The following is a 20,977-nucleotide window of genomic DNA, read 5'->3' on the forward strand; positions in this document are numbered from 1 at the left end:
CTTCTCCACCCCTTATCCTTTTCTTTGTCTCGCATCAGCCGCACGCTTTAACGCTTGACCAATAAAATTTATACACAGCATCAACACTAAAATCATGATTGATGCGGGTAACCAAATCCACCATTTTTCTTGCAATACATCTGGGTTTGTTGCGTAACTTACAAGTGTACCAAGACTCGGTGTACTTTCTGGTAGACCAAATCCTAAGTAAGTCAAACTAGATTCAATCCCGATGTTACCAGCAAGATTTAATGTAATATTTACGATAATAATAGAACTTAAATTAGGTAATATTTGCTGGAAGATAATCTTCCAATTTGGTGTTCCTAACGTTTTGGATGCAGATACGTAATCAAGTTCTTTCTCAGTTAATACTTTAGAGCGTATAAGCCTTGCTTTTCCGACCCATAAGAAAGCCGTCATTATGAGAATAAATGTAGTAATATTGAAAGTTGGAACAAGTGAAATAAATACGATAACAATCATTAAGAATGGTAAAATCATCATAAAGTCGATAAAACGCATGATGATGTTATCGACAACTCCTCCAAAATAGCCAGCAATTAGTCCCATCGTAAGACCGATAAGGGTTGATAAAAGAGTGATAGCTAAACCAACTGTAAAGGAGTTACGTGTACCAATAATTAGTTGTCCGAAAATATCGCGACCTCCATAATCAGTTCCTAACCAATGTTCAGCGGTAGGAGGATCATAAATGGCGAACAGATCGACTCGGACGATATCTTCTTGCTTCATAATAAATGAAGTTGTGTAAACGGCTATTAATATTAAAGCTAAAAAGAATAGAGAAAACATTGCTAGTTTATCTTTACGAAATTCTCGCCACATAATGGAGAAACCAGAAGGGCTCTTTTCGTAATGAATGACTTCAGTTTGTTTTTCAGGATTTGCTAACATAACGTTTCTTCACCTCCATTAATCAATACGAATACGTGGATCAACGATGCTTAGAATAATATCGGAAAGAAGAGTCCCGAGTAGCGTTGCGAATCCAGTAAATAATACAAGAGCAGTTACGACACTGAAATCACGTTGAGTGATAGATTGGAAAAAGAGTTGTCCAATTCCTGGATAGCCGAAAATATTTTCTAGAATAATAGAGCCCCCGACTAAACCTGTAATTTCATATCCTAAAAATGCTGCGATTGGTAAAAATGAATTTCGTAAAATATGTCTGGAATATACTTTAGATTCTGGTACACCTTTTGCTTTTACCGTGCGTACAAAATCTTTATGTTTCGTATCGATAATTTCACTTCGTAAATATTGTACGGTTCCTACTGTGCCAATTAATGCCCCAGATAAAGCTGGTAAAATCATATGATTTAATTTACTTAAATAATAATCAAATGATCCGGCCGCCACTTGTGGATCAACGCTACCACTTGTAGGGAAGATTGGGTATAAAAAGCCGAATAAGAATAACATTACTAATCCAAAAATAAATAGGGGTGTACCAAATCCTAAAAAGTTATAGAGTGTAATGAGTCGATCAGCCCACGTATCATTCCAACGTCCACTTATAACGCCAAGTGGAATGGCGATTAAATAAGTAAGAATAAGAATTAGAAGAGCTAACAGCACTGTATTACCAAGGCGTTCCCCAATAATATCTGTTACTTGTATTTTATGTGCGTAAGAAATACCGAAATCTCCTTGTACGGCATTTGAAATCCACCTTACATATTGTGTGGGAATAGGATCATTTAACCCAAGTTTCTCACGTTGTTCTTCAATTACTTTTGGATCGGCTTTTGGGTTTGCTAGTTCAGCGCCACTTAATGCATCACCTGGCATTGCTTTAGCAAGTGTAAAGACGAGTACGCTTAATATGAATAATTGTGGTATCATAACTAAAATCCGGCGTAATATAAATTTCCACATGTTTTATCACTCCCTTATGGTAATGCCACCCGGTGAGTTGGCGAGATTGGTTTTAAATCGTAAGCACGTCCATTTTCATTGAAATAATTTTCATATGATTTTTCGTACTCAGCGCTTACTTCACGACGCAATTTACGTTGTTGCTCGCGGTTTTCTGGACGAATATCAGGAATAGCTGATATTAGACGCTTCGTATAGATGTGCTGTGGATTATTATAAATTTCAGCACTAGTTGCTTCTTCCACAATGCGCCCGCGATACATAACACCGATACGGTCACACATATGGCGAATTACGCCTAAATCATGACTAATAAATAAGTATGTTAGTCCGAGTTCAGATTGTAAATCTTGTAAGAAGTTTAAAACTTGAGCTTGTACCGACACGTCAAGTGCAGATACAGGTTCATCTGCGATAATAAGCTTCGGTTTTAGTGTAAGTGCGCGTGCAATACCAATCCGCTGTCTTTGTCCACCGGAAAATTCATGTGGATATTTATAAATAGACTCCGGATTTAAGCCAACTTTATCAAGGTAATCTTGAACAGCTCTACGCTCTTCATCAGGTGAGAGTTTCTCAAAATTCCGAAGTGGTTCAGCGATAATATCCATAACACGTTTCTTCGGGTTTAAGGATGAATAAGGATCTTGAAAAATCATCTGAATATCTTTTCTTTGTTCTCTTAGTTCTGAGCGACTTAATTTTGTTAAATCTTTATTATTAAAATGAATGCTACCGCCAGTTGCTTTTGTTAAGTGCATAATTGCTTTTCCAGTTGTTGATTTGCCACTCCCAGATTCCCCAACGATTCCGTACGTTTCGCCAGGTTGTAGTTCGAAGCTTACGCCATCAACAGCGCGAACGTAATCTAATGTACGACCGAAAACACCACCTTTAATTGGAAAGTGTACTTTTAAATCTTCTACTTTAAGCAGTGCCATGAGTTACGTCATCTCCTTTCTTATGTTGGAAGTTGAAATGTTTGTAGCAAGTGCAACGTACCCAATGGTCTGGATTTACTTCATGTAAAACGGGATTTTCTTCATGTTGATCAGGTCTAATCCATGGAATCCGTGCTTGGAATCGACAACCTGTGCGAGGTAACTTAGCTAATGTCGGTACAACGCCTTGAATAACATGTAATTTTTCTTTTTCAGCAGATGTAGACGGGATTGAATTTAATAAGGAACGAGTATATGGATGAAGAGGGTTATTAAAGATCTCTTCGACTGTTCCTGTTTCTACAACTTGTCCTGCATACATAACGACAATACGATCAGCGGTTTCGGCAACGACGCTTAAATCGTGTGTAATTAAGATGATGCCCATTTTCGTTTGTTCTTGAATGGAACGTAATAAATCTAAAATTTGCGCTTGAATTGTTACATCTAGAGCGGTTGTAGGCTCATCTGCAATAATGAGTCCGGGCTTACAAGCAATTGCAATTGCGATAACAATTCTTTGTCTCATTCCGCCAGATAATTCGTGTGGGTATTGTTTATATGTAAGTTCTGGTTTTGGAATACCAACTTGATGGAGTAGTTCTAAGGTGCGTTCTTTTTTTTCTACTTTTGAAAGACTTGTATGGTAGTCTAAGTTTTCTTCGATTTGTTTTCCAACTGTCATAAGAGGATCGAGTGCTGTAAGGGGTTCTTGGAAAATCATACCGATATTTGAACCGCGTACTTTATTTATTTCGGCGGTTGACATGCTTAGTAAGTCCTTATCTCTATAGTGAATCTGCCCTTGTAATTTTGTATTTGCCTCATTATGCAGTCGCATAATAGAAAGGGCAAGTGCACTTTTTCCGCATCCTGACTCACCAACGATAGCAACAATTTCATTTTCATGAACAGTTAAGGATACATTATCAACTGCTGCATGATACTGATCTTGTATACGAAAGGAAGTTTGCAAGTTTTCAATACGAAGAAGTGGATTCTTCATGGCTATCCCTCCATCTTTTCTGAAAAGACTAAATATTTTGTATGTTGTTATTTTAATATAAAATGACAATGTTTGACAAGTGTGAGTTGAGAAAATATTCAAAAATCTTTTTATATAAAAGTAGAATGCAGTTTTATTAGGTGTTGAAGTGCTTTGGAAGCGCTAACACATATGTAAGAGAGAAATGAATCTTTTGTAAGAAAAAAGTATTATATGTAGAAAAAAGAGAGACATTCTGGAAAGAATGGCCTCTCTTTTTTGATAAGTATAATATTTGTACCTAAGCTTGCTTTTGTTTTGTTGACCCTGTATTTAAAGTAAGGGCAAGGAAGAACATTGCAAGTATGCAAGATGCAAGTAATAAGATGAATCCGCCATCCCATCCGAATGCATCTACGATAAAGCCCATAGCGGCACTAGCGAAAGCAGCTCCGCCTAAGTAACCGAAGAATCCAGTTAAGCCTGCTGCAGTTCCAGCAGCTTTCTTTGGTGCTAAATCTAGAGCGTGTAGACCAATTAACATAACCGGTCCGTAAATTAAAAATCCAATTGCGACAAGTGCGATACTATCAACCATTGGATTACCAGGAGGATTTAACCAGTAAACAAGAACTGCGATAAATACACCAACCATAAATAAAATACCAGCAGGTGCACGACGTCCTTTAAATAGTTTATCACTCATCCATCCGCAAAGAAGTGTACCTGGAATACCAGCCCATTCATATAGAGCGTAAGCAGTACGTGAGCTACTATGAGTAAAGCTTTTTTCTTCTACTAAATAAGTAGGGGCCCAGTCTACAACGCCGTAACGTACGAAATACACGAAAACGTTCGCAATAGCGATGTACCATAAAAATTTATTGTTTAGTACGTATTTAAATAAAATTTCTTTTGCCGAAAGTTCGCGTTCGCGATCTTTTATTTTCTCATCTGGTGGATATTCTCCAGTATGCTCTTCAATAGAAGGTAGTCCACAAGATTGAGGCGTATCTTTCATCGTAATTAATACATAAATACCAACTAAAATTGAAAGAATACCTGGGAAGTAAAAAATACTTTTCCAGTCATTTGCAAAGAAGTATAAGCCTAATGTTACAAGAGAAGGCATAAGCGCGCCGCCGACATTATGAGCGACGTTCCAAATAGACATTTTTGTACCACGTTCGCTAATAGAGAACCAGTGAACCATCGTACGACCACAAGGAGGCCACCCCATACCTTGTACCCATCCATTTAAAAACTGAAGTACAAACATAAGTATAATGCTCGTTGTAATGAAAGAAAATGAGCCGAAAATAATATTAATGATACCTGATAAAAATAGCCCAGCTGCTAAAAAGTAGCGAGGATTACAACGATCGGATACGATACCCATCAAGAATTTACTTAATCCGTAAGCGATAGATACTGCTGAAAGGATAACCCCAAGTTCCCCTTTACTAAAGCCTTGTTCGATTAAGTATGGCATTGCTAGTGAAAAGTTTTTTCGAACAAAGTAGTAACCTGCATAACCGATGAAGATACCTAAGAATACTTGTAAACGTAATTTACGGTATTCGCTATCAACGCGATCAGCTGGTAAGCGTTCCGCGTGGGGCGCAGGTTTAAATAATTGTGTGAAAAACATAAAATGAAAATCCTCCCCTAATTAATTCGAAGCGTTTTAAGACAGAGAATATAAAAAGGCCATGAAATATAAAAAAGTTTCCTTTTTTATGATTCATAGCCGTGTACTCCGTTTCTCCGTGACTGTCAATATTAACTTCGTCGAAAATTATACAACTTTGTGACAAAAATGTAAACGTTTTTATGAATAAAAGTATTGACGGATTTTGTTCGTGGGATTAATATTTAAATACGTTAAATATTTTATTGTTTAAATAAGAGGTGGATAACATGCCAAATGATATGACGCATATCGATAAAATTCAAGCTCTTGCCTTTTCGATTGGAAAGAAAATGCAGACGGAGTTATTAGAACAAATGCAAGCAACAGGACTTACACCACCGCAGTTTTATATTTTAAAGATTTTAGATCATTATGGGGCTTCAAGAGCGACAACATTAGCAAAAAAGATGTATGTGAAGCCTAGCGCGATTACAGTGATGATTGATCGTCTAATCGATCAAGAACTTGTAGAACGCTATCACGACAAAGATGACCGTCGTGTTGTCATCATCGAGTTAACGAAAAAGGGGAAAGCTAGAGTAGAAGAGGCAATGACAGCTCGCAACGAGCATATTGCAAAATACTTTTCACATTTAGAGTTGCAAGAAAGAGAAGATTTATTACGTCTCTTTGAGAAGTTAGAAACCATTATTTGCGGGACACAAGAGAAAAAAGAGAATAACTAAGAGGAATTGAGGAGATTACATGGAGCAACAAGAAAATCAAAATAGAAAGTTGTTGTTAATCGGTTTAGTAATCGCGATGCTATTTGCTGCATTAGATGGAACAATTGTTGGTACAGCAATGCCACGTATCGTCGGTGACCTAGGCGGATTAAGTTTAATGACATGGTTAACGACAGCTTATATGTTAACATCAACGACAGTTGTACCAATTGCAGGTAAATTAGCGGATTTACTTGGTCGTCGTAACGTATATATAACAGGGCTAGTTATTTTCATGATTGGTTCGGCGTTATGTGGTATGGCGAATGGTATGACAGAATTAATTATTTTCCGTGGTATTCAAGGTCTTGGTGGCGGTATTATGATGCCAATGGCTATGATTATTATTGGAGATATGTTCACGGGAAAAGAACGTGCGAAATGGCAAGGTATTTTTGGTGCGTTATACGGTCTTGCTTCTGTAATTGGACCGCAAGTTGGTGGTTGGATTGTAGATGCAGTGAACTGGAGATGGGTATTCTACATTAACTTACCGGTTGGTATTTTAGCAACAATCTTTATTGCAATGGGATTAAAATCACATAAACAAACAGGACCAATTAAAATTGATATCGCTGGAATCTTTACGATGATTCTAGGTGTTGTAAGTTTATTACTTGCGCTAACGTTTGGCGGAAAAGATTATGCATGGGATTCTTGGCAAATTATCGGTTTATTCGCACTAGCTGTAATTGGTATCGTTAGCTTTGTTATTGTTGAAACGAAAGCTGAAGAGCCGATTTTACCAATGCATTTCTTTAAAAATCGCACATTTACAATACTGAATGCGATTGGATTCTTTATGAGTATTGGAATGTTCGGCGCGATTATGTTCGTACCATTCTTCATGCAAGGTATTGTAGGAGTAAGTGCTGCTGAATCAGGAACAATTATGACTCCAATGATGATTACAATGATTGTAATGAGTATTATCGGTGGGCAACTTGTATTAAAAGTTGGTGTAAAACCACAAATTATCGCAGGTATGCTTATTATGGCCGGTGGTTTCTGGTTATTAACAACGATGGATATGCACACAACGAAGCTTACAGCTACTTCTTATATGATGGTTATCGGTTTAGGAATGGGTCTTGTAATGCCGACATTAACATTAGCGTTACAAGAAAGCTTCCCGAAAAAAGACCTTGGTGTCGTAACGTCATCAAGTCAGTTCTTCCGTCAAATTGGTGGAACATTTGGTATTACAATTTTAGGATCAATTATGAATAACACTTCAGGTACAACGTTAACAAATAAATTAGTACCTGTATTAGATACATTCCCGAAAGAAGCGGGACAAATGGTAACGAAATTTAAAGATATGATTCACACAGATCCACAAGGTTTATATTCGATGCTATTTAGCCCAGAGGCATTAAAACAAATGCCAGAAGCATTCGCTAACAGCATTGTACCTATTTTGAAAAACTCTTTAGTAGACTCGCTTCATACTGTATTCTTAACAGGATTAGTATTTATCGTAGTAGGTGCCATCTTTACGATTTTCTTACAAAAAATTAAACTATCAGATCGTAAAAAAGATGCTGAAGAGCCTGCTGTAGAAGAAAAAGAAAAAACTGTATCATACTCGTAATGAAGAAGCATCGCCTTATGGCGGTGCTTTTTTGAGTATAACCTTAAAAGCTTTTTAGTGAGAAATGATTGACGTATTTTTAGAAATACGTTATATTATTTTCTGTAAACGGTTACATGAAATGAGGAGAAAAGAGAATGAGTACGATTAAAGACGTTGCGAAATTAGCGGGAGTATCTGTTGCGACCGTTTCCAGAGTTCTAAATAAAAATGGATATGTTCACGAAGATACATTAAAAAAGGTAGAGCGTGCAATTGAGATGTTAGATTATAAGCCTAGTACAGTAGCGCGTTCACTGTATAATAAAAAGTCTCGTTTAATTGGCTTAGTTGTTCCAAATATCGTGAATCCGTTCTTTCCAGAAGTTGCACGTGCCGTAGAAGATGTAGCACATAAACAAGGTTACACAGTTGTCCTTTGTAACTCTGATGAAAGTTTAGAAAAAGAGAAACAATACATTGATGTACTTAGACAAAATAATGTAGATGGATTTATTGTAGCAACGAATCCACAAAATAGTGTTAATTACATGAATTTATCTGTTCCGGTTGTTGCGATTGACCGTATGTTTAATGAGCGTATTCCTACTGTATATGCAGATAACTATGCAGGAAGTCAGGCTGCGACAAAGTTGTTACTAGATAAAGGATGTAAACATATTGCACATATTCGCGGTCCACGTGATGTGAGTACTGCAAATGAACGTTTTGAAGGTTTTGTAGACGTTATTACGCAAAATAATCTTTCGTATATGATTGCGGAGAGTACGTTTGATCCGGCAAATAGTGAGCGTGTAGCGATGGAATTATTAGAAGGATACCCGCATATTGATGGTATTGTTGCTGGGAATGATTTAATTGCCATTGGTATTGTAAAGGCTGCACTTCAAAAGGGGATTGCCATTCCAGATGATTTACAAATTATCGGATTTGATGGAATTTCTTTAACAGAAATGATGTATCCATCTATTACAACAGTTGCACAACCGATATATGAAATGGGGAAAATTGCAACAGAGTTGTTGTTAGAGCAAATGGAAGGAAATACATTAGAAGAGAAACACTATCGTTTGCCGATTGAAATTATAGAACGAAATACAACGAAGTAAGGAGATGAAACAGATGCCAAATATTGCAGTAGTAGGAAGCATTTCAATGGACTTAGTGGCTGTTTCAAAAAAACGGCCGAAAGCAGGAGAAACAGTAATTGGTGAAGCGTTTCATACAATCCCAGGAGGGAAAGGGGCAAACCAAGCAGTTGCTGCAGCTAGGTTAGGAGCAAATGTAGCAATGGTTGGAGCTGTAGGAAATGATGATTATGGAACAGTAGTTAGAAAAAATTTAGAGAACGAACGCATTTTTATCGATTATGTGGTACCGGTTACAGATAGAACGACAGGAATTGCTCATATCGTTTTAGCAGAAGAAGATAACAGTATTGTTGTCGTACAAGGGGCAAATGCTCTTGTAAATAAATCAGTTGTAGATCGCTCCAAAGACCTTCTTGTAAAAGCGGATATGGTTGTTCTTCAACTAGAAATTCCACTTGAAACAGTAAAATATGTATTGGCTATTTGTGAGGAACATAATATTCCTGTTATGTTGAATCCAGCGCCAGCACAAGTTTTATCAGAAGAAATTTTAGAAAAAGCAACTTATATTACGCCAAATGAACATGAGTGCCGCATCGTATTAGATGATTTTACATCACCAATTGAAGATTTATTGGCGAAGTATCCAAATAAATTATTGATGACAGAAGGTTCTAACGGTGTCCGCTTCCATAATGGAACGGAGATTGTACATGTTCCTAGCATTGCTGTTGATGTAGTGGATACAACTGGAGCTGGTGATACATTTAATGGTGCGTTAGCAGTTGCACTTTCTGAAGGAGAGACACTTCAAAAAGCAATTCGTTTTGCGAATATTGCTGGTGGTCTTTCTGTAACGAAACTTGGAGCACAGGGCGGTATGCCAACGAGAGATCGAGTACGTGAAGTGCAGGTGATTGTTGGATGAAAAAGCACGGTGTATTAAACAGTGAAATAGCGGCAGTCCTTGCTTCACTTGGGCATACAGATACGGTTGTAATTGCTGATTGCGGGTTACCGATTCCGGATGGAGTAAAACGAATTGATTTAGCTGTTGAGATTGGAAAACCGAGTTTTTTAGAGGTGTTACAAGTTGTAGCTGATGATATGGCAATCGAAAAAGTGACGTTAGCAGAAGAAGTCATTATAAATAATGCGGCAGTAAATAAAGAGATCGAGCAGAAATTAATAGAGCCAGCATTTGAGTATGTATCTCATGAGCAATTTAAAGAGCATACAAAGAAAGCGAAGGCAATTATTCGTACAGGCGAGGCTACGCCTTATGCAAATATAATTTTACATGCAGGCGTGATTTTTTAATAAAGGGAAGTGATGAGAATGCATATTGAAATGAAAAACATTTCAAAGGCGTTCAATGGCAATCCTGTTTTAAAGAATGCACAGTTTATGATTGAAACAGGGGAAGTCCACGCATTGATGGGGGAAAATGGAGCGGGTAAATCAACGCTCATGAAGATTTTAACAGGTGTATACAAAAAAGATGGTGGGACAATCACGATTGATGGGCAAGAGCGCACCTTTAAAAATGCGAAAGAAGCTGAAGAGTACGGCATCGCATTTATACATCAAGAACTAAACATATTGCCGAATTTAACAGTAGCTGAAAATATGTTTCTCGGTAAAGAGTTAATGTATGGGAAAACAGGTATTTTACGCACTCGACAAATGAACGCGATTGCGCAGCAGCAACTAGCAGAGCTAGGATTGCATGTAAGAGGCGCTATGTTAGCAGAGGAATTATCGGTTGGACAACAGCAAATTATCGAAATTGCGAAAGCGTTAATGACACACGCGAGCGTTATTATTATGGATGAACCTACGGCGGCACTGACGGATCGTGAAATCGAAACGCTCTTTACAGTAATCAATAAGTTACGTAAAGAAGGTGTTTCATTCGTGTACATTTCGCATCGTATGGAAGAGATTTTCTCGATATGTGATGCCATTACGATTTTGCGTGATGGAGAATACGTCGGAAAGAGATTAATTCCAGAAACATCATTTGATGAAGTAGTGAGTATGATGGTGGGGCGCAGCATTGGTGAACGCTACCCAGAGCGAAATAGTCAAATTGGTGATGTCATTTTTGAAATGCGTAACGGAACGAAGAAAGGGAAATTTGAAAATGTTTCGTTTCAAGTAAGAAAAGGTGAAATCCTTGGTGTTGCTGGTTTGATGGGAGCTGGACGCACTGATATTATGAAAGCGATATTTGGTTATGAACCTTTAGATTCTGGACAAATTTTTATAAATGGACAAGAAGTAAAGATTGATAGTCCGATAGATGCAATTAGACAGAGAATTGCTTTCATTACAGAAGATAGAAAATCTGAGGGATTAGTGTTAGATTTCTCTATTCGTGAAAACTTATCGCTACCGAATTTAGAAAGTCTTTCAAAAGGAAGTGTTCTGAGCAACGAGCTAGAACAACAGTTTACAGAAGATATGATGAAGCTTCTTAATGTGAAAGCATCTAGCGGAGAGCAGGCAGTGAAGTCTCTTTCTGGTGGAAATCAGCAAAAGATTGTAATCGCAAAATGGCTAGGCATTCATCCGCAATTACTCATTTTAGATGAGCCAACAAGAGGTGTCGATGTTGGAGCAAAAAAAGAAATTTACTCTATAATGAATAAGCTTACAGAGCAAGGCGATGCCGTTATTATGGTATCATCAGAGCTTCCAGAAGTTTTAGGGATGAGTGATCGAGTTCTTGTTATTCATGAAGGAAAAGTCGGCGGCATTTTAGGGAAAGATGAGGCATCACAAGAGTCTATTATGGCACTAGCTACAGGGGGAGAGTAAGGATGGCTAAGAAGGGGAATGTATTACAACAACTCGGTTCTTTAATCGGTTTAGTATTAATTATCGTCGTAATTACAGTTTTAAATCCAGCGTTCATTGAAATTCCAAATTTATTTAATATACTGCGTCAAGTATCGATTAATGCGCTTATTGCATTCGGAATGACCTTCGTAATTTTAACAGGGGGTATTGACTTATCGGTAGGTTCTATTTTAGCATTATCAAGTGCACTTGTTGCTGGAATGATGGCAAGTGGCATGGATCCGTTCCTTGCAATGGCAGTTGGACTATTAGCAGGTCTTGTAATGGGAATTATAAACGGTATCATCATTGCGAAAGGAAAAGTAGCTCCATTTATTGCAACTTTAGCAACAATGACTATTTTTCGTGGGTTGACGCTTGTTTATATGGACGGACGTCCGATCACTGGCCTTGGTGATCATTTAATGTTCCAAATGTTTGGCCGCGGTTATTTTCTTGGTATTCCGGTACCAGCTGTTACAATGATGATCGCTTTCGCAGTACTGTACTTCATTTTGAAGAAAACGACATTTGGTCGCTGTACATTTGCAATTGGTGGAAATGAAGAAGCAGCAGCACTATCAGGTATTAATGTTACAAGAATTAAAGTAATGATTTACGGTCTTTCCGGAATTTTGGCAGCGCTTGCAGGTATTGTCTTAACATCACGACTAGATTCTGCACAGCCGACTGCAGGTACTTCTTACGAATTAGATGCAATTGCAGCAGTTGTATTAGGTGGAACAAGTCTTTCTGGGGGAAGAGGATGGATTGTTGGTACGTTCATCGGTGTACTTATTATCGGTGTACTAAATAACGGTTTAAATTTATTAGGTGTATCTTCTTTCTTCCAACAAGTTGTAAAAGGACTTGTAATCTTACTAGCTGTATTAATTGATCGCCGAAAAGAAGCGTAATGGAGGGACAGTTCATGAAGAAATGGTTACTTATACTCGTTGCATGTATTATGGTCATTACTGCCGGTTGTTCAATGGAACCACCAGAATGGGCAAAGGATTCTAGCGATAAAGGTCGAAATAAAACTATTAAAGTTGGATTCTCTGTTTCAACTTTAAATAATCCCTTCTTTGTAACTTTGAAAAAGGGTGCAGAAAAGAAAGCGAAAGATAGCGGCATCGAATTGATTGCTGTTGATGCACAAAATGATGCAGCAAAGCAAACGAACGATGTTGAAGATTTAATTCAAAAGGGTGTCGATGTAGTTGTTATTAATCCGACCGATTCAGATGCTGTTGCTTCAGCAGTAAGTGCGGCAAATGCAGCAAATGTTCCTGTTATTACAGTAGACCGCGTTGCGAATTCAGGTAAGGTTGTTTCTCACATTGCATCTAATAATATCGAAGGTGGTCAAATGGCTAGTGATTACATTCGTGAATTAGTCGGCGAAGGAGCAAACGTTGCTGAGTTAGAAGGAATCCCTGGATCGTCTGCTGCTCGTGAACGTGGGAAAGGATTCCATAACGTAGCCGATAAGTCTTTAAAAGTAGTTGCCAAACAAGCGGCTGATTTTGATAGAGCGAAAGGATTATCTGTTATGGAAAACATTTTGCAAGCAAATGGTGATATTAAAGCCGTGTTTGCGCATAACGACGAGATGGCATTAGGTGCACTTGAAGCATTGAAGTCTGCTGGAAAAACAGATGTAGTAGTTGTTGGATTTGATGCAACAGAAGATGCTGTGAAAGCGGTTAACGATGGGCGTATGGCTGCAACAGTCGCTCAAAAACCGGAATTAATCGGAGAGAAGGCGATGCAAACAGCAAAAGAGATAACACAAGGTAAAAAAGTGGACAAATCTATTCCGATTGAATTAGAGCTTATTAAGAAAAATAAATAAATATAAAATGAAAATTAGGAAGGAAGAATAACAAATGAAATTTTTTATTGATACAGCAAACATTAACGAAATTAAAGAGGCAAATGCATTAGGCGTAGTAGCTGGAGTAACGACAAACCCATCACTTGTAGCAAAAGAAGGCGTAGATTTCCATGAGCGTATTCGTGAAATTTGCAGCTTTATAGAAGGACCTGTAAGTGCAGAAGTAATTAGCTTAGAAGCTGATAAAATGATTGAAGAAGGAAAAGAATTAGCGAAGATTGCTCCAAACGTTGTTGTAAAAGTTCCAATGACAACAGAAGGTTTAAAAGCAGTAAAAGCATTCTCAGATTTAGGAATTCGTACAAACGTTACATTAGTATTCTCAGCAGTTCAAGCATTACTTGCAGCTCGCGCTGGTGCAACATATGTTTCACCATTCTTAGGTCGTTTAGATGATATCGGTCATAACGGTATGGATTTAATTCGTCAAATCGCAGAAATCTTTGCAATTCATGGCATCGAAACAGAAATCATTGCAGCATCTGTACGTCACAGCGTTCACGTAACTGACGCAGCATTAAACGGTGCACATATTGCAACAATCCCAGCAAACGTAATTGCTTCATTAGTGAAGCACCCATTAACAGATCAAGGAATTGAGAAATTCTTAGCTGATTGGGAAAAAACACAAGAGAAATAATAGAAAATCAAGAATCCTAGTTTAATTGACTAGGATTCTTTTTTATTTAAAAGAATTTTCATGCAATTTTGCATATTGTCTTTTAAATTTGTTATATAAGCTATTTAATATATATCAAATCACTTTTTATTTTTCATATTTCGACATAAAAAGGTAGAGGTTCTGACCAGAAAACTGGAGGGGCATGATTCTATAACAGAAAGCTTAACGTTTATAGAATTATGCCTTTTTATATAGGGAGGGCAGAAAGTAGGGATTTCGATTTAAATACACTGATTTATCTGAATTTTAAGTTTTATAAAAGGAGAGAAATAGAATGAGAAGAAAAGCGCCATTTAAAGTGTTATCATCTTTAGCAATTGCGGCAATTATCGGATGCACATCTGTAATGAGTGCGCCGTTAGCATATGCAGAAACGCCAGCAAAAGAGAAAGAGAATGTGTCTACAACGCCAATTGATTACAATTTAATTCAAGAAGATCGTTTAGCGGAAGCTTTGAAAGAAAGAGGAACAATTAATCCAGCATCTTCTAAAGAAGAGACGAAAAAGGCTGTCGAGCAATATATTGAAAAGAAACAAGGAGATCAGGCGAACAAAGAAATTCTTCCAGATGCTCACTCACAAGAAACGTCTGATTTCACAAAAAAAGTAAAAGAGAAAAAGATGGAAGAAAAGGAAAATGTAAAAAAGACTGAAAAAAATATTAATCTTGAGCAAAAGCCAGAACCAAATAAAAAGCAATTAAATGGGCAAGTTCCAACTTCAAAAGCAAAGCAAGCTCCATATAAAGGATCTGTTCGATCGGATAAAGTATTAGTGCTACTCGTTGAATTTAGTGATTATAAACATAATAATATTGATCAAACACCAGGTTATATGTATTCGAAAGACTTTAGTAGAGAACATTATCAAAAGATGTTGTTCGGTAAGGAGCCGTATACATTATTTGATGGTTCAAAAGTAAAAACGTTTAAACAATACTATGAAGAGCAGTCTGGTGGTAGTTATACGACAGACGGATATGTAACGGAGTGGCTAACAGTTCCAGGAAAAGCATCTGATTATGGAGCTGATGGTAGCAGTGGTCACGATAATAAAGGTCCGAAAGGTGCACGTGATTTAGTGAAAGAAGCTTTGCATGCAGCTGCTGAGAAAGGACTAGATTTATCTCAGTTTGATCAGTTTGATAGATATGATACAAACGGGGATGGGAATCAAAACGAACCTGACGGTGTAATTGATCATTTAATGGTAATCCATGCTGGTGTTGGTCAAGAAGCAGGTGGTGGTAAATTAGGTGATGATGCGATCTGGTCACATCGTTCAAAATTAGCAGTAGATCCAGTAGCGATTGAAGGTACAAAATCAAAGGTAGATTACTTTGGTGGTAAAGTAGCAGCACATGATTACACAATTGAACCAGAAGATGGAGCTGTAGGTGTGTTTGCACATGAATTTGGACATGATCTTGGATTACCAGATGAATATGACACGAAATATACTGGAAATGGTTCACCAGTCGAAGCTTGGTCATTAATGAGTGGAGGTAGTTGGACAGGGAAAATCGCAGGAACAGAACCGACTAGTTTTTCACCACAAAATAAAGACTTCTTACAAAAGAATATGGGTGGCAACTGGGCAAAAATATTAGAAGTAGATTACGATAAAATTAAGAGTGGTGTGGGAGTTCCTACCTATATTGATCAAAGTGTTACGAAATCAAATCGTCCAGGCGTTGTACGTGTTAACTTACCAGGTAAAAGTGTTGAAACGATTAAATCGGAGTTTGGAAAGCATGCATATTATAGTACAAGAGGCGATGATATGCATACAACGTTAGAGACACCATTCTTTGATTTAACAAAAGGAACAAATGCAAAATTCGATTATAAAGCAAATTATGAGTTAGAAGCAGAGTGCGATTTCGTCGAAGTACATGCAGTAACAGAAGATGGAACGAAAACATTAATTGATAGACTTGGAGAAAAAGTAGTCCAAGGAGATAAAGATACAACAGATGGGAAATGGATTGATAAATCATATGATTTAAGTCAATTTAAAGGCAAAAAAGTGAAACTACAATTAGACTATATTACAGATCCGGCTGTAACATATAAAGGTTTTGCGATGGACAATGTAAATGTAACTGTTGATGGACAAGTTGTATTTTCTGATGATGCAGAAGGACAGTCTAAAATGAATTTAAATGGTTTTGTTGTTTCTGATGGGACAGAGAAGAAAGCTCATTATTACTACTTAGAGTGGAGAAACTATGCGGGATCAGATAATGGTTTAAAAGCAGGAAAAGGTCCAGTGTATAATACAGGTCTTGTCGTTTGGTATGCAGATGATAGTTTCAAAGATAACTGGGTTGGGGTGCATCCAGGTGAAGGATTCCTTGGTGTTGTAGATTCTCATCCAGAAGCGCTAGTTGGTAATTTAAACGGAAAACCAGCATACGGTAATACGGGCATGCAAATTGCAGATGCTGCATTTTCATTTGATAAAACACCAGCATGGAGTGTAAATTCATTAACACGTGGTCAGTTTAACTATTCTGGATTACAAGGTGTTACAACTTTTGATGATTCAAAAGTATATAGTAACAAGCAAATTGCAGATGCAGGAAGAAAAGTTCCAAACCTTGGACTTAAATTCCAAGTTGTTGGACAGGCAGAAGATAAATCGGCAGGCGCTGTTTGGATTAAACGTTAATAACATAAAAGCACATTCTTCATATGAAGAGTGTGCTTTTTAATTTGTACAGTAAGTTATTATTTTAGTTTATGTAATACAAGTGTTTATTCATGTGTAGTGTATCAAATTATGTGAGGAAAGGAAATATTTCCGAGGAAATTGTCGAAGTATCGTCAGTATTTATAAACTTTTTGTTTAAAAGAAGAGATGTATTATTGCCTTTACGGCTCAATTTATTTACATTGTTATTTGGTTATACACAAAAGTAATATATTGGGCAAAAAGAGTTCTATTCGATAGGGCTCTTTTTATAGATAGAAAGAAGTAAGCGATAAATGAAAGAAGTAATTGGATGTCCACAGTGTGAAGGGGATATTACTGTACAGCATATTATTGATCTCCCGCATCCTTTTTCATTAAGGTGTCCACATTGTAAGGTGAAGTTGAAAGAAATAAGGGTAACGCCATGTTTAATATTAGCGATGATTTGTATAATTCCATTGTTTATTATTATTGGAGAGAGTATTAAGGAATTACTAGTAAAATATTTTTCTATTGTAGACAATGTACCAACTGTACTTATTTTCTTTTTATTTTGTTATCCATTGTATTATTTCTATGAAAAATATAATGCTATATTGTTTATTAAATATGGTTTGCTGAAAGTTAAAAGTTGAATTGAATAGGAGATTATCATTATGCTTTGGAAAATATATTTAGTTATTGTAGCAATGTTAGCTATTATTTCGTTAGTAAGGGGTATGTTTCAAACACCAATTCAAAAGTTTGACTTTGTAGTATCTATTATTACGTGGATAGGGCTCTTTGGTTTTGTATTTGATATACAAATATTAACCTCGATTGTTTGGAAATGTATCTTCTTGTTTAGCGTCATTTGGACTTTAACTGCAGTTTTTGTTTTTCGTTTATATGAAGAGCGAGATGAGCCATTACCTTTTATATTTAAATTAATTGGCATTATTCCAACGCTTCCATTATATTACGGATTATATCAATATGCATTTTAAAAAAGACAACGATGGATTATCCCATCATTGTCTTTTTTACTTTGCTTCTTACATAAATCATCCCAGCAAATGTTAATAAAAATGCTGTCCCGATAATGAAGCTGATGCTAGGTGATGCTCCGATTGCGCCGACTGTAAAGGAGCCAGCAACAACTCCTAATGAGAAGAAGGCATAAAATAATCCGAATGCCTTTCCGCGATTATCGTCTGTAGTATTTTCAACGAGTAAAGCGTTAATAGACGGAAAGAGGATTGCGAATCCAATTCCATAAATCATCATTACGATAAAGAGCATACCTTTTGTAGCAAATAATCCGAGTAAAGATAGTGCGAATGCCATAACTGCAATTCCGATTAGCATTAGTTTCGAACGATTAAATCGATCGTAAATACGATTTGTTGGAAGCAAGAAGAAGAGGATAGCAGTAATACCAAATACACTTAACATCATGCCTGTTGTAGATGCTTTAAGCGCTAATGCCTCAACTTTTACTGGTAACATATAAGTGACAATTCCTTGTGAAAACATTAATGTGAAAGCACCAATATATGCTTGTAATAACGGTTCTGATTTTAACAGTTCAACCATATCTTCTTTGTTCATCATTTGCGTTCTTGATGTATCTTTTCTTGATACGTTATTTGGTAAGAAGAATAGAGATACGATTGTACCAAGAGCCATTAAAATAGAAATAGTAATGAAGACCCATTCTACGCCAGCTGTTGCTTTCATAATACCACTGAAAGCAGGTCCTACGATTGCCGCTGTTCCAACAGCAGCACCAGATAGAGCCATTGCTTTTCCTTGTCTTTTTGCATTTGTTTGTTTTGATAAAAATGTAAAGGCAGCAGGAATTAAAAAGCCATCACTAAATCCATGCATAAAGCGCACAACTAATAGTTGTTCACCACTTTGAACAACGGTGTATAACAAGACTATGAAACTCGTAATTCCCATGCTTATATAAAGGATTTTTTTTGCACCAAATTTATCGACAGCGGCTCCAGCAATAATATTACCAATCATATTAGCGAATGAGTACATACCGACAACTAGCCCGATAATAAGAGGAGTTCCTCCAAGGCTTTGAGCGAAAGTACTCATAATAGGTAATTGTGAAAATGTATCTAAAAATGCCACGATAACGATAAAGTAAATAAAATATTTCAAGTGATATTCACCTCTCCTATGCTATTATGGCACAATGCTAATTTCACCTGCAATGAAATTGAATTAACAGATGTGGAAAAAAGTACAAAGTGACAAAATATTGAACGTTATTTGTAAAAAATTAGTGGGAATGTGATTGTTTTTTTGAAATATATGGATAGAAGTATTATAATAGAATTGTAAACTTCACCAGGTTAAGTATATACATAGAGAGGGATGTATAAAATGAAAGCACTACTTTGGCATAATCAACGTGATGTACGAGTAGAAGAAGTACCAGAACCAACAGTAAAACCAGGAACAGTGAAAATCAAAGTTAAATGGTGTGGTATTTGTGGGACAGACTTGCATGAATATTTAGCAGGGCCTATTTTTATTCCAACAGAAGAACATCCATTAACACATGTGAAAGCACCTGTTATTTTAGGTCATGAGTTTAGTGGTGAGGTAATAGAGATTGGTGAAGGAGTTACATCTCATAAAGTGGGAGACCGCGTTGTTGTAGAGCCAATTTATTCTTGTGGTAAATGTGAAGCTTGTAAACATGGACATTACAATGTTTGTGAACAACTTGTTTTCCACGGTCTTGGCGGAGAAGGCGGCGGTTTCTCTGAATATACAGTAGTACCAGAAGATATGGTTCATCACATTCCAGATGAAATGACGTATGAACAAGGTGCGCTTGTAGAACCAGCAGCAGTAGCAGTTCATGCAGTACGTCAAAGTAAATTAAAAGAAGGGGAAGCTGTAGCGGTATTTGGTTGCGGTCCAATTGGACTTCTTGTTATCCAAGCAGCTAAAGCAGCAGGAGCAACTCCTGTTATTGCAGTTGAACTTTCTAAAGAACGTCAAGAGTTAGCGAAATTAGCAGGTGCGGATTATGTATTAAATCCAGCAACTCAAGATGTGTTAGCTGAAATTCGTAACTTAACAAATGGTTTAGGTGTAAATGTTAGCTTTGAAGTAACAGGTGTTGAAGTTGTACTACGCCAAGCGATTGAAAGTACAAGCTTCGAAGGACAAACTGTAATTGTTAGTGTATGGGAAAAAGACGCAACAATTACTCCAAATAACTTAGTATTAAAAGAAAAAGAAGTTATTGGTATTTTAGGATACCGTCACATCTTCCCAGCTGTTATTAAATTAATTAGCTCTGGTCAAATTCAAGCAGAGAAATTAATTACGAAAAAAATTACAGTCGATCAAGTTGTTGAAGAAGGATTTGAAGCACTTGTAAAAGATAAAACACAAGTGAAAATTCTTGTTTCACCTAAATAAGATAGAATCGAATAGAGTAGCCCTTTTCTAGAAATAGAAGAGGGCTACTTTTTTTCTATACTGAAAGGTGATAGACTTTCCTTTGACTAAATGTATTTTTGTTTGGAAGGGAGAATCTAATGCTTTCATTTTTGTTAACTTTAAAGCGAATGTTAAGAGCTTGTTTACGAGCGTGGAAAGATAAAGAATTTCAAGTATTATTCATATTAACAATTTTGACTTTAATATCGGGTACGATTTTTTATAGTACAGTTGAAGGATTACGTCCTATTGACGCTTTATATTTTAGTGTGGTCACGTTGACGACTGTCGGTGATGGGAATTTTAGTCCGCAAACTGATTTCGGAAAGATATTTACAATCTTATACATTTTTATTGGCATTGGATTAGTGTTTGGATTTATTCATAAGTTAGCAGTTAATGTACAATTGCCAAGTATATTATCGAATAGAAAAAAAGAGTAAAGCATGTGGGTGCTTTACTC

General features: G+C 36.8%; 20 protein-coding genes. 14 read left to right on the forward strand and 6 right to left on the reverse strand.

The features are described from left to right. Positions 1 to 12: 12 nt before the first annotated feature. The 5 genes from MHI26_RS03325 to glpT form a co-directional block, all read right to left on the reverse strand. Positions 13 to 918 (reverse strand): ABC transporter permease, encoded by a 906-nt coding sequence (locus MHI26_RS03325; RefSeq protein WP_061668124.1) that lies wholly within the window; start codon positions 916 to 918, stop codon positions 13 to 15. Between the two features lie 18 nt (positions 919 to 936). Continuing rightward, positions 937 to 1,905 carry an oligopeptide ABC transporter permease gene (gene opp4B, locus MHI26_RS03330; RefSeq protein WP_000265441.1) on the reverse strand — a complete coding sequence of 323 codons (969 nt, stop codon included), beginning with the start codon at positions 1,903 to 1,905 and terminating at the stop codon, positions 937 to 939. A 14-nt stretch (positions 1,906 to 1,919) separates the two neighbouring features. After that, the gene (locus MHI26_RS03335) at positions 1,920 to 2,846 is read right to left on the reverse strand and encodes an ABC transporter ATP-binding protein (protein WP_061668125.1); all 927 of its coding nucleotides are present in this window, start codon (positions 2,844 to 2,846) and stop codon (positions 1,920 to 1,922) included. Continuing rightward, positions 2,833 to 3,852: an ABC transporter ATP-binding protein gene (locus tag MHI26_RS03340; RefSeq protein ID WP_061668126.1), complete on the reverse strand. Its 1,020-nt coding sequence runs from the start codon at positions 3,850 to 3,852 to the stop codon at positions 2,833 to 2,835. The genes MHI26_RS03335 and MHI26_RS03340 overlap by 14 nt, the downstream gene beginning before the upstream one ends. A gap of 280 nt (positions 3,853 to 4,132) precedes the next feature. After that, complete coding sequence (glpT, locus tag MHI26_RS03345; protein ID WP_000466388.1) at positions 4,133 to 5,482, reverse strand: glycerol-3-phosphate transporter; 1,350 nt, start codon at positions 5,480 to 5,482, stop codon at positions 4,133 to 4,135. Between the two features lie 269 nt (positions 5,483 to 5,751). On the opposite strand from glpT, the gene MHI26_RS03350 reads away from it, so the two are divergent. From MHI26_RS03350 to MHI26_RS03405, 12 genes are all read left to right on the forward strand, one after another. After that, complete coding sequence (locus MHI26_RS03350; RefSeq protein ID WP_001132365.1) at positions 5,752 to 6,210, forward strand: MarR family winged helix-turn-helix transcriptional regulator; 459 nt, start codon at positions 5,752 to 5,754, stop codon at positions 6,208 to 6,210. 19 nt (positions 6,211 to 6,229) lie between these two features. Further along, complete coding sequence (locus MHI26_RS03355) at positions 6,230 to 7,843, forward strand: MDR family MFS transporter (RefSeq protein WP_000437647.1); 1,614 nt, start codon at positions 6,230 to 6,232, stop codon at positions 7,841 to 7,843. Positions 7,844 to 7,980: 137 nt separating this feature from the next. Continuing rightward, on the forward strand, positions 7,981 to 8,952 hold the full coding sequence (rbsR, locus tag MHI26_RS03360; protein ID WP_061668127.1) for a ribose operon transcriptional repressor RbsR: 972 nt from the start codon (positions 7,981 to 7,983) through the stop codon (positions 8,950 to 8,952). Positions 8,953 to 8,965: 13 nt separating this feature from the next. Beyond that, the gene (gene rbsK / locus MHI26_RS03365; RefSeq protein WP_001132865.1) at positions 8,966 to 9,862 is read left to right on the forward strand and encodes a ribokinase; all 897 of its coding nucleotides are present in this window, start codon (positions 8,966 to 8,968) and stop codon (positions 9,860 to 9,862) included. Beyond that, entirely contained in the window at positions 9,859 to 10,254 is a 396-nt protein-coding gene (rbsD, locus tag MHI26_RS03370; RefSeq protein ID WP_000716149.1) for a D-ribose pyranase, read from the forward strand. Before rbsK ends, rbsD begins: the two co-directional genes overlap by 4 nt. Before the next feature lie 18 nt (positions 10,255 to 10,272). Next, a complete protein-coding gene (gene rbsA, locus MHI26_RS03375; RefSeq protein WP_000546781.1) occupies positions 10,273 to 11,757 on the forward strand; it encodes a ribose ABC transporter ATP-binding protein RbsA in 1,485 nt (494 codons plus the stop codon). Between the two features lie 2 nt (positions 11,758 to 11,759). Continuing rightward, positions 11,760 to 12,695 (forward strand): ABC transporter permease subunit, encoded by a 936-nt coding sequence (locus MHI26_RS03380; protein ID WP_061668128.1) that lies wholly within the window; start codon positions 11,760 to 11,762, stop codon positions 12,693 to 12,695. Between the two features lie 14 nt (positions 12,696 to 12,709). Beyond that, positions 12,710 to 13,636, forward strand: coding sequence for a ribose ABC transporter substrate-binding protein RbsB (gene rbsB / locus MHI26_RS03385; protein WP_000758975.1), 927 nt, complete (start codon positions 12,710 to 12,712; stop codon positions 13,634 to 13,636). Between the two features lie 34 nt (positions 13,637 to 13,670). Beyond that, positions 13,671 to 14,318: a fructose-6-phosphate aldolase gene (fsa, locus tag MHI26_RS03390; protein WP_000667666.1), complete on the forward strand. Its 648-nt coding sequence runs from the start codon at positions 13,671 to 13,673 to the stop codon at positions 14,316 to 14,318. Between the two features lie 316 nt (positions 14,319 to 14,634). Then, positions 14,635 to 17,034: a M6 family metalloprotease immune inhibitor InhA2 gene (inhA2, locus tag MHI26_RS03395; protein ID WP_061668129.1), complete on the forward strand. Its 2,400-nt coding sequence runs from the start codon at positions 14,635 to 14,637 to the stop codon at positions 17,032 to 17,034. A 317-nt stretch (positions 17,035 to 17,351) separates the two neighbouring features. Continuing rightward, entirely contained in the window at positions 17,352 to 17,693 is a 342-nt protein-coding gene (locus MHI26_RS03400) for a hypothetical protein (protein ID WP_000665760.1), read from the forward strand. A 21-nt stretch (positions 17,694 to 17,714) separates the two neighbouring features. Beyond that, positions 17,715 to 18,044, forward strand: coding sequence for a hypothetical protein (locus MHI26_RS03405; RefSeq protein ID WP_000964465.1), 330 nt, complete (start codon positions 17,715 to 17,717; stop codon positions 18,042 to 18,044). Between the two features lie 16 nt (positions 18,045 to 18,060). On the opposite strand, the gene MHI26_RS03410 is transcribed toward MHI26_RS03405, so the two are convergent. After that, the gene (locus tag MHI26_RS03410; RefSeq protein WP_000873271.1) at positions 18,061 to 19,215 is read right to left on the reverse strand and encodes an MFS transporter; all 1,155 of its coding nucleotides are present in this window, start codon (positions 19,213 to 19,215) and stop codon (positions 18,061 to 18,063) included. A gap of 225 nt (positions 19,216 to 19,440) precedes the next feature. Between MHI26_RS03410 and bdhA the strand changes: the two genes are divergently transcribed. After that, positions 19,441 to 20,493, forward strand: coding sequence for a (R,R)-butanediol dehydrogenase (gene bdhA / locus MHI26_RS03415; RefSeq protein WP_000645827.1), 1,053 nt, complete (start codon positions 19,441 to 19,443; stop codon positions 20,491 to 20,493). 119 nt (positions 20,494 to 20,612) lie between these two features. Beyond that, the gene (locus MHI26_RS03420) at positions 20,613 to 20,957 is read left to right on the forward strand and encodes a potassium channel family protein (protein WP_000948207.1); all 345 of its coding nucleotides are present in this window, start codon (positions 20,613 to 20,615) and stop codon (positions 20,955 to 20,957) included. The last annotated feature ends 20 nt before the right edge of the window (positions 20,958 to 20,977 follow it).

It is taken from the genome of Bacillus sp. FSL K6-1218 (genome assembly GCF_038006445.1).
Taxonomy (GTDB): Bacteria; Bacillota; Bacilli; order Bacillales; family Bacillaceae_G; genus Bacillus_A; species Bacillus_A thuringiensis_S.

Coding starts and splice junctions, on each gene's coding strand:
- rbsA (WP_000546781.1), top strand. CDS start 10,273: ATGCATATTGAAATGAAAAACATTTCAAAGGCGTTCAATGGCAATCCT.
- MHI26_RS03350 (WP_001132365.1), top strand. CDS start 5,752: ATGCCAAATGATATGACGCATATCGATAAAATTCAAGCTCTTGCCTTT.
- bdhA (WP_000645827.1), top strand. CDS start 19,441: ATGAAAGCACTACTTTGGCATAATCAACGTGATGTACGAGTAGAAGAA.
- fsa (WP_000667666.1), top strand. CDS start 13,671: ATGAAATTTTTTATTGATACAGCAAACATTAACGAAATTAAAGAGGCA.
- rbsB (WP_000758975.1), top strand. CDS start 12,710: ATGAAGAAATGGTTACTTATACTCGTTGCATGTATTATGGTCATTACT.
- rbsD (WP_000716149.1), top strand. CDS start 9,859: ATGAAAAAGCACGGTGTATTAAACAGTGAAATAGCGGCAGTCCTTGCT.
- MHI26_RS03405 (WP_000964465.1), top strand. CDS start 17,715: ATGCTTTGGAAAATATATTTAGTTATTGTAGCAATGTTAGCTATTATT.
- opp4B (WP_000265441.1), bottom strand. CDS start 1,905: ATGTGGAAATTTATATTACGCCGGATTTTAGTTATGATACCACAATTA.
- MHI26_RS03380 (WP_061668128.1), top strand. CDS start 11,760: ATGGCTAAGAAGGGGAATGTATTACAACAACTCGGTTCTTTAATCGGT.
- MHI26_RS03325 (WP_061668124.1), bottom strand. CDS start 918: ATGTTAGCAAATCCTGAAAAACAAACTGAAGTCATTCATTACGAAAAG.
- rbsR (WP_061668127.1), top strand. CDS start 7,981: ATGAGTACGATTAAAGACGTTGCGAAATTAGCGGGAGTATCTGTTGCG.
- MHI26_RS03420 (WP_000948207.1), top strand. CDS start 20,613: ATGCTTTCATTTTTGTTAACTTTAAAGCGAATGTTAAGAGCTTGTTTA.
- rbsK (WP_001132865.1), top strand. CDS start 8,966: ATGCCAAATATTGCAGTAGTAGGAAGCATTTCAATGGACTTAGTGGCT.
- inhA2 (WP_061668129.1), top strand. CDS start 14,635: ATGAGAAGAAAAGCGCCATTTAAAGTGTTATCATCTTTAGCAATTGCG.
- glpT (WP_000466388.1), bottom strand. CDS start 5,482: ATGTTTTTCACACAATTATTTAAACCTGCGCCCCACGCGGAACGCTTA.
- MHI26_RS03340 (WP_061668126.1), bottom strand. CDS start 3,852: ATGAAGAATCCACTTCTTCGTATTGAAAACTTGCAAACTTCCTTTCGT.
- MHI26_RS03400 (WP_000665760.1), top strand. CDS start 17,352: ATGAAAGAAGTAATTGGATGTCCACAGTGTGAAGGGGATATTACTGTA.
- MHI26_RS03355 (WP_000437647.1), top strand. CDS start 6,230: ATGGAGCAACAAGAAAATCAAAATAGAAAGTTGTTGTTAATCGGTTTA.
- MHI26_RS03335 (WP_061668125.1), bottom strand. CDS start 2,846: ATGGCACTGCTTAAAGTAGAAGATTTAAAAGTACACTTTCCAATTAAA.